The sequence below is a fragment of the uncultured Acetatifactor sp. genome, from assembly GCF_948601915.1.
Lineage (GTDB): Bacteria > Bacillota > Clostridia > Lachnospirales > Lachnospiraceae > Acetatifactor.
In genome coordinates this window covers 1-13940 of sequence record NZ_CAPDXS010000139.1, presented here as the reverse complement: position 1 = coordinate 13940, position 13940 = coordinate 1, and the positions used below count along the sequence as shown (strand labels likewise).

The 13940-nt window shown below is 57.4% G+C and carries 14 protein-coding genes, 1 tRNA gene and 1 pseudogene; 2 read left to right on the top strand and 14 right to left on the bottom strand.

Going from position 1 to position 13940, the window contains the following annotated elements:
* A partial coding sequence (locus Q2B33_RS19360; RefSeq protein WP_300797529.1) for a transposase occupies positions 1–1260 on the top strand: 1260 nt, incomplete at its 5' end.
* 510 nt (positions 1261–1770) lie between these two features.
* A complete protein-coding gene (locus Q2B33_RS19355; RefSeq protein WP_296465980.1) occupies positions 1771–1899 on the top strand; it encodes a hypothetical protein in 129 nt (42 codons plus the stop codon).
* 88 nt (positions 1900–1987) lie between these two features.
* Here Q2B33_RS19355 and Q2B33_RS19350 read toward each other — a convergent pair whose 3' ends face one another.
* The 14 genes and pseudogenes from Q2B33_RS19350 to Q2B33_RS19285 all read right to left on the bottom strand — a co-directional run bounded on the left by Q2B33_RS19350 (position 1988) and on the right by Q2B33_RS19285 (position 13850).
* Positions 1988–2242, bottom strand: coding sequence for a spore coat protein (locus Q2B33_RS19350; protein ID WP_300574167.1), 255 nt, complete (start codon positions 2240–2242; stop codon positions 1988–1990).
* 38 nt (positions 2243–2280) lie between these two features.
* Positions 2281–2466, bottom strand: coding sequence for a hypothetical protein (locus Q2B33_RS19345; protein WP_296465983.1), 186 nt, complete (start codon positions 2464–2466; stop codon positions 2281–2283).
* 288 nt (positions 2467–2754) lie between these two features.
* Positions 2755–2934 carry a DUF6472 family protein gene (locus Q2B33_RS19340; RefSeq protein ID WP_300574164.1) on the bottom strand — a complete coding sequence of 60 codons (180 nt, stop codon included), beginning with the start codon at positions 2932–2934 and terminating at the stop codon, positions 2755–2757.
* 93 nt (positions 2935–3027) lie between these two features.
* On the bottom strand, positions 3028–3882 hold the full coding sequence (rsmI, locus tag Q2B33_RS19335) for a 16S rRNA (cytidine(1402)-2'-O)-methyltransferase (RefSeq protein WP_300784267.1): 855 nt from the start codon (positions 3880–3882) through the stop codon (positions 3028–3030).
* Positions 3883–4038: 156 nt separating this feature from the next.
* Positions 4039–4773 (bottom strand): tRNA1(Val) (adenine(37)-N6)-methyltransferase, encoded by a 735-nt coding sequence (locus Q2B33_RS19330; protein WP_300574158.1) that lies wholly within the window; start codon positions 4771–4773, stop codon positions 4039–4041.
* A 448-nt stretch (positions 4774–5221) separates the two neighbouring features.
* Positions 5222–6106, bottom strand: a pseudogene (locus Q2B33_RS19325) (stage 0 sporulation family protein); the annotation flags it as partial.
* 129 nt (positions 6107–6235) lie between these two features.
* Complete coding sequence (holB, locus tag Q2B33_RS19320) at positions 6236–7228, bottom strand: DNA polymerase III subunit delta' (protein ID WP_300573801.1); 993 nt, start codon at positions 7226–7228, stop codon at positions 6236–6238.
* A gap of 57 nt (positions 7229–7285) precedes the next feature.
* Positions 7286–7726, bottom strand: a complete 441-nt coding sequence (locus tag Q2B33_RS19315) for a YaaR family protein (RefSeq protein ID WP_300573804.1) — start codon at positions 7724–7726, stop codon at positions 7286–7288.
* A gap of 34 nt (positions 7727–7760) precedes the next feature.
* Complete coding sequence (locus Q2B33_RS19310) at positions 7761–8354, bottom strand: guanylate kinase (protein ID WP_296478315.1); 594 nt, start codon at positions 8352–8354, stop codon at positions 7761–7763.
* A gap of 3 nt (positions 8355–8357) precedes the next feature.
* Complete coding sequence (gene pyk, locus Q2B33_RS19305) at positions 8358–9770, bottom strand: pyruvate kinase (RefSeq protein WP_296478312.1); 1413 nt, start codon at positions 9768–9770, stop codon at positions 8358–8360.
* Positions 9771–9910: 140 nt separating this feature from the next.
* Positions 9911–11476, bottom strand: a complete 1566-nt coding sequence (locus Q2B33_RS19300) for an aminotransferase class I/II-fold pyridoxal phosphate-dependent enzyme (RefSeq protein ID WP_300573811.1) — start codon at positions 11474–11476, stop codon at positions 9911–9913.
* Positions 11460–11969: a phosphohydrolase gene (locus tag Q2B33_RS19295; protein ID WP_300789090.1), complete on the bottom strand. Its 510-nt coding sequence runs from the start codon at positions 11967–11969 to the stop codon at positions 11460–11462. The genes Q2B33_RS19300 and Q2B33_RS19295 overlap by 17 nt, the downstream gene beginning before the upstream one ends.
* Before the next feature lie 75 nt (positions 11970–12044).
* Positions 12045–13652, bottom strand: coding sequence for a L,D-transpeptidase family protein (locus Q2B33_RS19290; RefSeq protein ID WP_300573818.1), 1608 nt, complete (start codon positions 13650–13652; stop codon positions 12045–12047).
* A gap of 125 nt (positions 13653–13777) precedes the next feature.
* Positions 13778–13850: transfer RNA gene (locus tag Q2B33_RS19285), tRNA-Phe, on the bottom strand.
* Positions 13851–13940: the final 90 nt, after the last annotated feature.

Here is a 13940-nt window from a genome sequence, read left to right as displayed (position 1 = left end):
CTGCATTTCTTCAGGGCATCCTCCTGGTCGCTGGAGGAGATCCGGAAACGCTGGTTCTGTGCCGTAAAGCAGTATGCGCCCCTTTATAAAGAAGGGAACCTCCATGTCCTTGTGGGCGATGGCGTCAAGCAGTCCAAGGAAGGGCGGCGCATGCCGGGGGTAAAGAAGCTTTTCCAGGAATCGGAGAATTCCGCGAAGCCGGAATTCATCCACGGCCATATGTTCGGCGGCCTTGGCATCCTGGCCGGCAGTGTCCGCAGATGGGCCTGCATCCCTTTAAGCATCCGGCTCCATGACGGGCTCCAGGCTGCCAGGGAATGGAAAGGGGCATCTGTTTCGGCTGCTTCCCATGTAGTCCAGATGGTGGAGGACGCCTGGCACGCTGCCCATACCTTTGGGGACTCCCTGCTCCTGCTGGACAGGTATTTCCTTACAGTACCGGCCCTTGAGAAGCTGAAGGAGCTCAATGGCAGCGGGAGCGTGCATATGGAAATCGTCACAAAAGCGAAAAAGTCCTGCACCGCATACCAGAAGCCCGGCCCCCGCAGACCCGGGAGGGGACGGCCGCCTAAGAAGGGGGCCGCTGTCCGCCTCAAAGAGCTGTTCGGCTCCCATAAAGGACAGTTCCAGGAAGCAGAGATAGAGCTCTATGGCAAAAAGGAGGCCATACGCTATTACTGCATCGACCTGCTGTGGGGCCAGAAGCCGTACCAGGAGCTGCGGTTCGTGCTGGTGGAGATGGATGGCGTCCAGGGCATCCTGGCAAGCACCAGCCTGGCGCTGGAGCCGCTGTCCATCATCCGGCTCTACAGCTACCGGTTCCGGATTGAATGCACGTTCCGTGAACTGAAGCAGCAGATTGGGGCGTTCTGCTACCACTTCTGGTCAAAGTACATGCCGAAGCTGAACTACTACCAGAAGAAAGGGGAGCCTACGCCCATGGAGCAGGTGGAGGGTGAAAGGCCCCGCCAGAAAGTGCTGGAGGCCGTCCGTGCCATTGAGATGCATATGGCCCTGTCCTGTATTGCGATGGGGATTCTGCAGAGCATTTCCATCCACTTTATTGGGAAGGTAAGTTCCGGCCAGATCCGCTACCAGAGGACGCCATCCAGGGGAAGGGTCTCTGAGGCAGCACTCATGCATTATTTCCGGAAACATTTTTTCCGCCTTTTAGGCCAAAAGCCCGAATTATGCATAACGCAGATAATTCAGGGACTGCCGGAAGCACCAGAAGAACCGTGGGATTGTCTGGCTTCATAGTGCTACAAACTTTCAACTCACAAGTTCTCATATATATCATTTATCATTATAATAACCCTTTCGCAAACATTTCTTGGCAAAAAACGGCTAAATCACCATCTTTGCCTTTTTGAAATTCTTTCCAAATTATTTCCTCGACCTCCTCCCTCTCCCAATCATAAACTTCATCCAGACTCTTCGAATCATAACCATCACTTTTTCTGATCCACTGGCATTCATTTGTTTAAAAAAATACACACATGCAGCCATAATACATCACCAGATAATATGTACAATACGCATACAATTTCAGCCCATCTCCCTGGTAGGTATATTTCAAACCTCTACTCGTGTTAAAGCTTGTGTCGGGAACCGTCCGATAGCTGCTAGAACCTCTTCCTACAGTATACCACCTAGCCTACCATAAGTAAACTATGTAAACATTTCGATATGATTATAAGCATATCTATTTTCATATCCGGCCGAGTCTGGTATAATATTGTCCATACATAACGAAAGGAGATTTTAGACATGTATGAATTCTTAGATTCCGCCGTGAACATACTTTTCCTGGTATGCGCTGCGGCCACGTTTGTCACTATCCTGGCCAAAAGGGCAAAGGACAAAAAAGAGAAGTCTAAGGACGATGAGAACAAATAAAAAGCCCGAAAAAGCGCCCCAGGCCAGTCTGCCCGAGAGCGCTTTTTCTGTCCTCCTCCGGTCCGCTTCCCGCGGGGCTATCTGCCGCCTACAGCGTCCCCTGGGTGAACAGGCTCTTCACATGAGCCACCTCTTCCTCCGTGGCCTTGCTGGCGGGCACGTAATAGGACTTCTCCCTGGCAATCTGGTAAAGCTCCTCCTGGGACTGCTCGCAGGCGTTCCGGATCTGCTTCAGGGTCTGCTTCAGCTCCTTGTTCTCGGACTGGGCGATCATGCCCGCGTAGCGGGTCAGCTCACCGTTGATGCCTGCCAGTGTATCTGCTACCATTGTCTTTTCCTGCATGTCTCTACCTCTCATTCTGGAATTCGTTCAACTTCGGGTTAGTTCAAGAACTTCATCAGCTGCTCTTTGTTGTCCATGGCGGACCTGGCGCCTTTCTCAAAGAACTGCCTGACCTGGGGATCCTCCGCCTCTTTCGCGTATGCCTGCATCTTGCAGTGGGTGGTGTCGAATCCGCCGATGAGATGACGCAGATTCTGCAAATCAAGTTCTGAAATATTGCTCATTTTCCATACCTCTCTTCCCGGCGGCACAGGCTTTTCCGGCAGACCCATGCCGCCCTGAACCTTATATCTGACCATTCTTCCATCAACAGGGCTGCACTCCCGGCAGAAAGCCTGCAACGGATGCTTTCGCCGATTGAGCACAAGCTTATTATTGTCCCTCCGCAAAAATATATACCTGCCAAAGGCCGCAAATGCAAAAGACCAGAAACCGACAAAATTGTCAGATCCTGGTCTTTTTCTAATGATATCCTCTGCATTGCCCCACGCGGCATTCCGCTGCCGCGGCCGTCACAGCTGATGCCTGACTACGCCATATTCGTCGTCCAGCCTGTAGTAGGGACATTCCCTCTGGTCCCCTGTCAGGAACCGGTACATCTCGTCCTCGTCCAGGTCCATCAGGCAGTAATAGCATTCATCGTCCTCATCGTACACATAGTTGACACATGTGTCACAATTTTCAGCAGCCATTCTCTCCCTCCTCGCCAGGCCTGCGCGGCACTGCGGCCAGGAGCCCGCCGCCTAGGCTGCATAGCCCAAAATCCCGCCGCCGGGCCTGTCCTCTTACGTCTCCCGCTCCGGGCCGTGGAGCTTCGCGTAGATCTCACGCTTCCCCACGCCCCGGTCCTTTGCCACCTGCTTCATGGCCGCCTTGCCGTCCATGCCCTGCCGCTCATAATATTCCATATGCTCCGCAATGGACATGGACTCCCAGGCGGCGATCTCCTCCTGCCGCAGCTCCTCCCGATTCCTCCCCGCCACCACCAGCACATACTCTCCCCTGGGCTCTTCCTTCTCGTAGAAGGCCAGCGCCTGGGAAAGCGTGGTGGGCATCACGGTCTCGAATCTCTTGGTCAGCTCCCTGCAGAGGGTGGCCCGCCTGTCCCCCAGGGCCTCCAGCAGCTCCGCCAGCGTCCCCTTCAAGTGGTGGGGCGCCTCATAGAGGACCATGGTGCGGGGCTCTCCCGCCAACTCCCCCAGGACGGCCCGCCGTTCCTTCTTCTCCCTGGGCAGGAAGCCCTCGAAGCAGAATCTCCTGGTGGGCAGCCCGGACAGGGTCAGCGCCACGATGCATGCGGACGGCCCCGGCAGGCTGGTCACCGGCACATTGCCCTCCTGGCACATGGCCACCAGCACCTCCCCGGGATCCGAGATGGCAGGTGTCCCCGCATCCGTGATCAGAGCCACGTCCTCCCCGGCCAGGAGCCTTCCCACCAACTGCCTTGCCTTCTCCACCTTATTGTACTCGTGGTAGCTGGTCATGGGCGTATGGATGTCGAAATGGTTCAGCAGCTTGACGCTGTTGCGCGTGTCTTCTGCCGCAATCACGTCCACCGCCCGCAAGGTCTCCACGACTCTGGACGTCATGTCCTGCAGATTCCCAATCGGTGTCGCACATAGATATAATGTTCCCGCCATTTCCCCTCCCTTCCGGCCCTGCTCCGCGCATCCGCCATAGCTCTTCCGGGCTTACTGCCGGGCCGCGCTTTGCTTCCTCCCGGCTGCGTCCCGGGCTTCCCGATATTCCCGGAAGCCGGACAGGCCCGCCGGCCCGTTTCCCACTCCGATCCTGCCTCAATATCCGTAGATCTCCCTGATTTCCGGCATGTACACCCCCGGCTCCCGGAACACGATCAGGGGCTTCTCCACGGTCATCCTTGGCCGCCCGCCCCGCACGGCCTCCAGCAGCACCATATTGGGCTCCCGGTCCACATAGGGGTATACCAGCTGCATCCGCTTGGGCTCAAGCCTACGGCGGACCAGCTCCGTGATAATCTCCGCCAGGCGGAAGGGCCTGTGCACCAGGAAGAAATGCCCTCCGGGCTTCAGAAGCTTCTCCGCCTGGGCCGCCACATCCGAAAAAGTGCAGAGAATCTCGTGGCGTGCAATGGCCTTCGGAGCATCCGGATTGGCGATTCCGTGCTGCCCAATCATATAGGGCGGGTTACATGTGATACAGTCAAAAGAAGCAGACGGGAACAAATGGTCTGCTTCTTTGATATCTCCTGTGACAATCTCTATCCTGTCCGAAAGACCGTTTAGTTCTACGCTTCTTTCCGCCATGTCGGCGCTTTCCGCTTGGATTTCCAGCCCCGTCAGATGGGCGCAGCCGTACTTGGCTTCCATCAGGAGAGGGATGATGCCCGTCCCGGTGCCCAAATCCAGCAGCCTGTCCGACCGCCTCGCCCGGGCAAAGCCTGTGAGGAGCACCGCGTCCATCCCGAAGCAGAATTTCTCCGGATGCTGTATGATGCGGTAGCCGTTCCGCTCCAGGTCATCGATGCGCTCTCCCTCTTTAAGCCTGGCCATCTCCTACCCCCCGCTGTCCCTCCGGGGCTCTCCCTTCCCGTCTGTTCCTGTTGTCATAGCGGTTCTTTCCATTTTGGCTGTTCTCACGGTTTCCCTGGTTCTGGCTGTTCTGGCGGTTCCTGTTCTGATGCCTGGGCGTGTCGTGGCGGCGCCTGTTGCCGGAGCGCTCCTCCGTGGGCTGCTTCGTCCCGGGGCGCTGGGTCTGCTGCCTCTGCTCCGTCTCGAAGCGTCTGCCGCCCTGCCTCTGCTGCCCGCCTCCGCGCTGTCCCTGCTGTCTGCCCTCGGCGCGCTGGCCGGGCCTACGATCGACCTCCGTGCGCTGTACGGGAGGCCTCTGACCCTCGCCGCCCTGCTGGGCGGGCGGCCTACGGCTCCCCTGCCTGTTCCTGGCGTTCTGTCGCTGGGCCTCCTCCGCCCTGCTCATCAGCTCCTGCTCCTGCCTCTGCCACTCTTCCTCCTCCAGGCGCTCCAGCTCCTGAAGCTCTTCCTTGGACAGCTCCATTTTCTCCTTCTTGCTGTGCCTACGCCTGAAGTACAGCTTTTCCACGGGATATTCCTTGATCTCCTTCTCGTCCCCCGCGTCTATGACCACCTTCACAAGCTGGCGCAGCACATTGACGCTCTGCACCGTGCCCTTCTGGCCCTCCTCCGTGGTGACCGAATCCCCGATGCCGGGAAGCCGCCTGTTCAGCTCCTCGTAGGTCTCCTCCTCGTTTTTCAGGCAGCACATGAGCCTGCCGCACACGCCGGATATCTTTGCCGGGTTCAGGGACAGGTTCTGCTCCTTTGCCATCTTGATGGACACAGGGACGAAATCCGCCAGATAGCTGTGGCAGCACAGCGGACGGCCGCAGATGCCGATGCCCCCCACAATCTTCGTCTCGTCCCGGACGCCAATCTGGCGCAGCTCTATCCTGGTCTTGAAGACGCTGGCCAGATCCTTCACCAGCTCCCGGAAGTCGATTCTGCCGTCAGCCGTAAAGTAGAACAGCACCTTATTGTTGTCAAAGGTATATTCCGCGTCGATCAGCTTCATCTCCAGCCCATGGTCGCGAATCTTCTCCAGACATATCCTGAATGCCTCCTTCTCCTTGCCCCGGTTGGCTTCCTCCTGCTCCACGTCACGCTGGTTCGCGATGCGAATCACAGGCTTCAGGGGCTGTACCACCTTCTCCTCGGAGACCTCCATGGCTCCCGCCATCACCGTGCCGAACTCAATGCCCCTGGCCGTCTCCACGATTACATGGTCGCCTTTTTTTATCTCAAACTCCAACGGATCGAAGAAATAGATCTTGCCCGCCGTCCGGAATCTGACGCCTATCACTCTAACCATCTATCTACCTCACTCTGGCATAAGCCATATATCTGTATAAAACATGTCCTCTCATTGGATGCAGTGCTATTCTATCACATCCTGCCCCAAAAGGCCATAGTTAATAATGGAATTTCACCATTCCGCCCCTCAGCTGTTCTCCTGGATGGCCAGCATCAGAAGCTCCATGACCAGCTCGAAGTTCACATTGGCATCCAGACGTCTTTTGGCGGTGTCCAGCGCCTTGATGATGTTCTCGATGCCCTCATAGCTGCTTCGCTGGGCAGTCCTGCGCAGCGCCTGGATCTCCTCCCGGAAGATCAGGTGGTTCATGTCGCTGGTGGCCTTGAACAGCAGCGCGTCCCGATACCAGATGGCGCAGATATCCAGATAATCCTTGATTTCCAGCTTGTACTCCGTGATCTTCTTCACCGCCGCCACGATCTCGTTCAGGTCCATGTCCTGTATGTATTTCAGCAGCGCCAGGGCCTCCGCCTTCACGTTCTCGAACTCCTCGCTGGTGGCCAGCATCTTGGCCTTGCCCACATTCCCCCTGGCGAACGCCGCGCAGACCTCCGCCTTGTAATCCGGCACCGCCAGCATCCTGCACAGATAGTCCTTTATCAGGTTGTCCGCCACCGGCTTCATGTTCAGCGTCACGCAGCGGCTGAGGATCGTGGGCAGAAGGCTGTTCACATTGACGGTGAGCAGGATGATCACCGCATACACCGGCGGCTCCTCTAGGGTCTTCAGGAGGGCGTTCTGGGCCTGGACCGTCATCTTCTCCGCCTCGTTTATGATATAGACCTTATACGGGCTGCTGTAGGGCTTCACCGCGATGTCCCCGTTCACCTGGGCGCGGATATCGTCCACGCTGATGGTATTCGGCTTTTCATGGGACACGCGTATGATGTCCGGCTGGTTCCCCGACAGGGCCTGCCTGCAGGAATGGCATTCCTGGCAGGGCTCCTCCCCGCCGCTCTCACACTGTAGCGCCATGGCGAACACCCTGGCGATGAACTCCTTTCCGGAGGATTTTTCCCCGTTGATGATGTAAGCGTGGGAAATCTTCCCCGTGGAAAGCGCCCCCTGCAAATGCTCCTTAATCTGTTCCTGCCCGATGACATCGCGAAATCCCGCCATATTCCATACCCCTTTCGTCCGTAGCGCCGCTGCCGGTTCCCACCCGGCGGCTTCCCCTCATGTAAATATATCCAACAGCAATCCCCGTATCTCCCCAATCGTACCCAGGATCGCTAAGTGGTCCTGCTCGTCCTTCATCAGCTCCTGGGCCAGGCTGTCCAGGTTCTCGTCCACCAGCCGGATGATTCCATAGACCCTGTGCCGCCCCCTCCTGTCCAGAAAGTTCTCTCTGGAAAAAGCATGGGAATGGGTCACCACCTCGTTCATGAACTCCTTCACCAGCCTCCGATAGTGCTTCATGTCCTTCACGTCCCGGCGTTTGGCCAACCTGTCCCCCTGCATGGTGATTTCCTCCATGAGGGTCTGCAGCCTTGCCTGGAGTTCGGCCCCCTCCACATGGCTGGCAAGCATGAATTTAAAGCTGCCGTCCGCAGGCGGCGGGTTCTGCACCTGCTCTATCGGTGCGCTCTGGCCCACCTGGGTCACCTTTATGTCCATATACCTGCCCTCCTTTCCTCAGTGCGCCGCACTGTCATTTTACGGAAATCCCCACCCGGATATAGTCTTTGATTTCATCAAGGCACTGCTCCAGATCATCGTTCACAAAGCGTCTGGCGATATTGGCCTGTGCTATCTTCTCCTCGGAAAAATCCTCGCTGTCCGCCAGGAAACGGCGGCACATCTCCCCATACTTCGGACATTCCTGGGAAAGTTCTCTGTCCAGCGCCCTCTGGAGCCGCAGCCCATCTTCTAATTCTACCATTACCGGCAGCAGTCTGTCCATACCGAAATATTCCTGAAGCTTCCGATAGGCCTCCAGCGTCCCTATCATCAGATAGTCGTCCGCCTCCCGCAGCTGGTCGTCATCCACGGTGAAGTAGCGCCACAGGCCATGATAGGTGTGGTAGGCCCTGTCCTCGATGACCTTTCCCTGGCTCTTGAGACGCTGGAAGCCGTCCTCATCCGTATAGAAGTATTCCACGCCCTCCTGTTCCCCCTCCCGGATGGGCCTGGTGGTGTAAGGCACGATTTTCTTCAGCCTCAGCTCCCTGTCCGCCAGCAGCCGTTTATAGATGGTGTCCTTTCCGGCGCAGCTCTTTCCCATCAGGCATATTATTTTTCCCATGCCTTATCCGACCTCGACTACATGGATCATGTTCGTGGTGCCCGCCATCCCCAGCGGCACGCCCGCAGTGATTACGACTATGTCGCCCTTCTTCACATGGCCGGCCTTCCTGGCCTCCTCCACCGCGTTGGCGAACAGCGTCTCCGCATTCTTCTCCTCCCGGATCATCAGGGGAGTCACGCCCCATAAGAGGTTCAACTGCCTGCAGACCCTCTCCTGCACCGCGCAGCCGATGATATGGCTCTGGGGCTTGAACCTGGAGATGGCCGCCGCGGTAAAGCCGGACATGGTCACCGTGATAATCGCCGCCGCGTCCAGATCCCTGGCTGCCGTGCAGGTGGCGTAGGCCAGCGCCGTGGTGATGTCCCTCTCCCGGCACTTGTCGCACTGCATCCGGGCGCCGTAATCAATATCTTTTTCGGCAGATTCCGCGATTTTCGCCATGGTCTTTACCGCTTCCACCGGATATTTCCCCGCCGCGCTCTCGCCGGAGAGCATAATCGCCGTAGTACCGTCATAGATGGCGTTTGCGATGTCCGTGGTCTCCGCCCTGGTAGGCCTGGGGTTCTTGATCATGGACTCCAGCATCTGGGTGGCCGTGATGACATGCTTCCCCTGCTCGTTGGCCAGCTTGATCATCTTCTTCTGGAGGACAGGCACCTCCTCGAAGGGAATCTCCACGCCCATGTCGCCCCTGGCCACCATGATGCCGTCGGAGACGCTTAAAATCTCCTCCAGGTTCTGGATGCCCTGCATGTTCTCGATTTTGGCGATGACCTTCATGCCGCAGCCATGCTCCTCCAGAATCCTCCTGACTTCGAGTATGTCTTCCTTACATCTGACAAAGGATGCCGCCAGGATGTCATAGCCCGTCTCGATGCCGAACAGGATATCCTCCCTGTCCACTTCGCTGATATAGGGCATGGACAGCACCGCTCCCGGCACATTGACGCCCTTGTGGTTGGAGACGAAGCCGCCGTTCACCACCCGGCAGACGATATCCTCCCCGGCTATCTCCTCCACCGTCATCTCGATCAGGCCGTCGTCGATCAGAATCGTCGTCCCCACCTGGATGTCGTCCTTCAGGTTTTTATAGGAAATCGTGGCCCGCTGTGCCGTGCCCAGGATCTCCTGAGTGGTCAGCACGAACTGCTGCCCGCTCACCAGCTCGGCCCTGCCTCCCTCAAAATCCCTGAGGCGGATCTCCGGCCCCTTGGTGTCCAACATGGTGGCCACCGGAAGCCCCAGCTCCTCCCTGGCCTGGACCACCCTTCTGAACTTCTCCCGCTGTTCCTCATGGGTCCCGTGGGAAAAATTGAACCTGGCCACATTCATTCCCGCCAGCATCAGCTCACGCAGCCGCTCCACGCTCTCGCTGGCCGGTCCAATGGTGCAAATAATCTTCGTCCTTCTCATATCCAAAACCTCCGTCTTTCCAGAATCCTCAATTTATACTGCGCACTGGTTAAATTTGCAGTCTATATATACAGCGATTAAATCTTGCCCCAAAACCGGATAAACGGCATGGCTTACTGCGCAATGTGACTGGCAAGAATTCAATGCCGTTTATATATGTTCCAACTATCCTGTATTTCCTCCAAAATGGCCGGGACGTACAGCTCCGCAAGGAAGCCCCCGGCTCCCTTCCGCCTTCCCACGCCCTGCACCTCAAGGCCCTGTTCCTCGACCTCCGAAATCATTCCGATCAGCTCCCCCGTCATCCGCTCTCCCGGCACCAGCAGAGGCACGCCGGGGGGATACAGGTTGATGAACTCCCCGATATATCTGCCCTCGCTCTCCGCCAGGGCTATCTGCTCCGTGGGCATATCCCAGGCCTTTGCCAGGGGAATCGCGCCGCTCCGCCCGGTTCCCCGGTTTCTGCCATGTCCGGCAGATTCCCCTGCGCCTTCCCCACACAGCGCTCCTGCCCCAGGGCGGTATTCGCCGCTTCCCGGGGCTTCCGCCGCGCATCCCTCCGCCCTTTTCTCCGGCGTATGGGCCATGCCCTCCTCCAATGCGCCGTCAATGGCGAGCAGGGCCTCCGTCATGCGCCGGTACGCCTCCTCCCCGTCGTTCACCGTGAACATGGCCAGCACGAAGCCGGTGTAGGCCATCTCCGGCTGCAGATGATATCTCCCCAGCAGGATGTCATATAGCTGCTTCCCGGTAAGCCCCGACTGCTTCGTGGCTATCAGCAGCTTGCCCGTGTCCTGTCTGTCCCCGGCGTCCGTCAGGAATCTGAGATGCCTGCAGCCCCTAAGCCTGTCCAGCATGGCCTCGAACCGCTGCCGGAAGGCTCCGAAGGCCTCCTGCCCCTGAAGGCCCACATAGCGCAGCGCATTGTCGATGCCCGCCATCAGCAGATAGGACGGGCTGCTGGACTGGTATATCCGCAGGAACCGTCTGAGGAGCCCCCTGTCTATCCGCTGTCCGTTCACATGGAGCAGCGCCGTCTGGGTCAGGGCCGGGAGGGTCTTGTGCACACTGTGGATCACCAGGTCGGCCCCCTGCTGGCAGCTATTTTTCGGAAAACCGTCGGCCAGGCCCAGGTGCGCGCCATGGGCCTCATCCACGATCAGCGGAATCCCCCTTTCGTGGACGATGTCCGCGATTGCCCGGATGTCCGATATCCGCCCCTCATAGGTGGGCGATACCACCAGCACGGCCCCGATATCCGGCTCCCGCTCCAGAGCCCGGCGGACTTCCTCCGGCTCCAGGGCGTCATATATGCCATACTCCTCCAGATAGGGCGGATACAGGTATGTGGCCCTCAGGCCCCGCAGATAAATCCCATGATAGGCCGATCTGTGGCAGTTCCGCGCCATCAGGATATGCCCTCCCTCGGGCAGCGCGCAACTGACCGCGCTCAGTATCCCGCAGGTGCTCCCGTTTACGAGATAGAAGCTCTCCTCCGCCCCGTAAAGCCCGGCGGCCTCGCGCTGCAGGCCATCCAGGATGCCCTCCGGCTGATGCAGGTTGTCGAAGCCGTCTATCTCCGTGATATCTATTCTGCTCAATTCTCCGGGAAGCATTCCGAAGGGTCTGCGCTTGTGTCCCGGCATGTGATAGGGGTAGATGTCGCTCTCCGAATGCTTCCGCAGCTCTTCAAATAAATGTTCCACGGGGGCCATGTCCTTTATAGATATATAAGGTCTCCAGCAGCGAGCACCACTTGTCGGCTGCCGTCACGATCCATGCCTCCCTGCAGGCCGGCGGCACCACGGTCAACGGCCACATATGCCGCCTTATGATGTTCTGCTCCCGGAGCGTCAGGCGGTACTCCCTGGAGGCGTTGCGCAGGGCCGTGCCGGGATGATAGAAGCCGTGCAGCTTATGGGGATTCTCTTTGTCTGGAATATGCCAGTCATAGAGGAAATAATCATGGAGCAGCGCTCCTCTGATCAGCTCCCTTCTGCTGCAGCGGATATGCAGATATTCGCTGAGGGCGATGCTGCACCTGGCCACGCTCAGCACATGGGCGTTCACGGTCACATCCCCGTGCTGGACATACGCCTTCATCCTGTTGAAGTTGCGGGACTCCAGTATGTCGGAGGCCATCTCCCGAATCTGCCGTTCCTCCCTGCGGAAGCGCTCCAGCCTCCTCTGCCATCTCAATGCCTGTCTTTCCGTTCGTCTTCCTGAAATTCTTCTCTCCATATTTCCGCGCTTCTTTCCTCGAATCATATTTGCCTAGCCTACCGGAACCTCCTCCGGATTCGGCTCTCCCTCCGGTACGCCGCCCTCCGGCTCCGGCTCCGCAGGCGGGCCTATGTACGGAATCCCCTGGGGATAATAGCATATCACCGGGAAGCCCTCCGACACATACTGGTAGATCTGCGCCGCCATGCTGGGGGGCAGGTTGATGCATCCGTGGGAGCCGCCTGTCACAAAGATATCCCCGCCGAAGGCGCCCCTCCAGTTGGCATCGTGCAGGCCATAATTCCCATAGAAGGGCATCCAGTATTTCACCGGCGTTCGGTACGTCTCGCCTACCAGCACCGCGTCCGTGGACTTGTACAGCATACCGAATATCCCTTCCGGCGTCACACAGCCGAAATCCGAAATCATCGTACCTGATACGAAGTCCGTCTCCAGCACCAGATTCCCGTCCTGATACAGGTACAGATGCTGGCTGTTCAGATCCGCCTCCAGATAGGAGCTCCCGATATCGTTGCTGCCCTTCTGCCTGGCCCTGATGCTGTACAGAGGCTCCTTCTCTATAGTGCTGCCCTGATATATCAGGGCGATGAGCTCCTCGGTCTCCCCTGCCACATCTGTCTTCCATCCGTAGTTCCGGCCGGGCAGCGATATCTCATATCCATAGGTGGTCATGAAGTTCTTCCTTCTCCCATAGGTGTCATATGCCCCAGCTTGTTCCTTCACAAAGGCGTCCACGGCCTCTTCGTCCAGAACAGCCTTTTCGTCCTCAATGGAGACCCAGTCTTTCAGGATTTCCCGATCCACCACCACTTCTGTCCCGTTCCAGTCGTAGACGATTTTCGTGCCCAGCCATTTATTGGCATCGTCCACCGTGCGGTTCAGCCGTTTGTCATCGCTTTTCACGGCAGCTTCCCGGTAGAATCCCTGCTCCTCCAGGTTGATGGCCGCCTCCTGGGCGCTTACCGCCTCCACGATCCGCGGAATCGCCTTCTGCACGTCAAACGACGTCCCCACGGTCTCCGGGACGACCTCATAGCCGCCTGTCTCCTCAGAATACTCGCTGATATACGCGTTCTGGGGCATCTGCATGTTCTTCCTCTTGCAGGCCTCCCAGGATTTCACCAGGCTGCCCAGCATATCCTCATCGAAATTCATGTCCTGCTCCAGGGTGTAGTCATACTGCCTGTCCAGATAAGCCTCCATCCAGAAGAACTCGTCCTGCTGCTGCAGAAGCGACTCCACAGCCTCTCTGGTGCCCACATACTGTAGCTGGATATCCTCCGGCGCAATGATGCCAAGCACCACGTCCGACTCCCCGGTCTCATAGTCCCTGCCCAGCACTGCCAGAGCATATCCGTCGATCCGGGACTCCAACGCCTCGACAATCGGCGCTGCCTCCATATCGCCGCAATCCATTCCGTTGATTTTCGTGTTCGGGAAAAAATGGGTTCGATAGTACACAACTCCCCTGTAATAAAGATATGCCGCCACTGCCAATGTTGCTACAACGATAAGAAGAAATGCGATAAGGAAAAACCTCTTCCTCCTGCGCCTCCCGCCCTTGTGCTTCGGATTCTGCGCATTCTCCTCTGGAAGCTTTCCTGTCTCTGCCATCTCCCCTGTCTGCCTCTCTTCCATGGTTCCTCTCCCTAGATGAATGATTATTCATAAATATATTTAGCTTATTATAGCACATCCTGTCACAAAAAAATAGCATCAAAAGGCCGAAATTGTACCTTTTCATGCTATATATCCACCAAAAATGCCCAGAACCGGAATCGAACCAGTGACACGAGGATTTTCAGTCCTCTGCTCTACCAACTGAGCTATCTGGGCATCGAAGCTTGTCGAACTTTCATTCTTAAGCTTGTAGTAGCGGGGACAGGATTTGAACCTGTGACCTTCGGGTTATGAGCCCGACGAGCT

Coding starts and splice junctions, on each gene's coding strand:
- Q2B33_RS19355 (WP_296465980.1), top strand. CDS start 1,771: ATGTATGAATTCTTAGATTCCGCCGTGAACATACTTTTCCTGGTATGC.
- Q2B33_RS19350 (WP_300574167.1), bottom strand. CDS start 2,242: ATGCAGGAAAAGACAATGGTAGCAGATACACTGGCAGGCATCAACGGT.
- Q2B33_RS19345 (WP_296465983.1), bottom strand. CDS start 2,466: ATGAGCAATATTTCAGAACTTGATTTGCAGAATCTGCGTCATCTCATC.
- Q2B33_RS19340 (WP_300574164.1), bottom strand. CDS start 2,934: ATGGCTGCTGAAAATTGTGACACATGTGTCAACTATGTGTACGATGAG.
- rsmI (WP_300784267.1), bottom strand. CDS start 3,882: ATGGCGGGAACATTATATCTATGTGCGACACCGATTGGGAATCTGCAG.
- Q2B33_RS19330 (WP_300574158.1), bottom strand. CDS start 4,773: ATGGCCAGGCTTAAAGAGGGAGAGCGCATCGATGACCTGGAGCGGAAC.
- holB (WP_300573801.1), bottom strand. CDS start 7,228: ATGGCGGGATTTCGCGATGTCATCGGGCAGGAACAGATTAAGGAGCAT.
- Q2B33_RS19315 (WP_300573804.1), bottom strand. CDS start 7,726: ATGGACATAAAGGTGACCCAGGTGGGCCAGAGCGCACCGATAGAGCAG.
- Q2B33_RS19310 (WP_296478315.1), bottom strand. CDS start 8,354: ATGGGAAAAATAATATGCCTGATGGGAAAGAGCTGCGCCGGAAAGGAC.
- pyk (WP_296478312.1), bottom strand. CDS start 9,770: ATGAGAAGGACGAAGATTATTTGCACCATTGGACCGGCCAGCGAGAGC.
- Q2B33_RS19290 (WP_300573818.1), bottom strand. CDS start 13,652: ATGGAAGAGAGGCAGACAGGGGAGATGGCAGAGACAGGAAAGCTTCCA.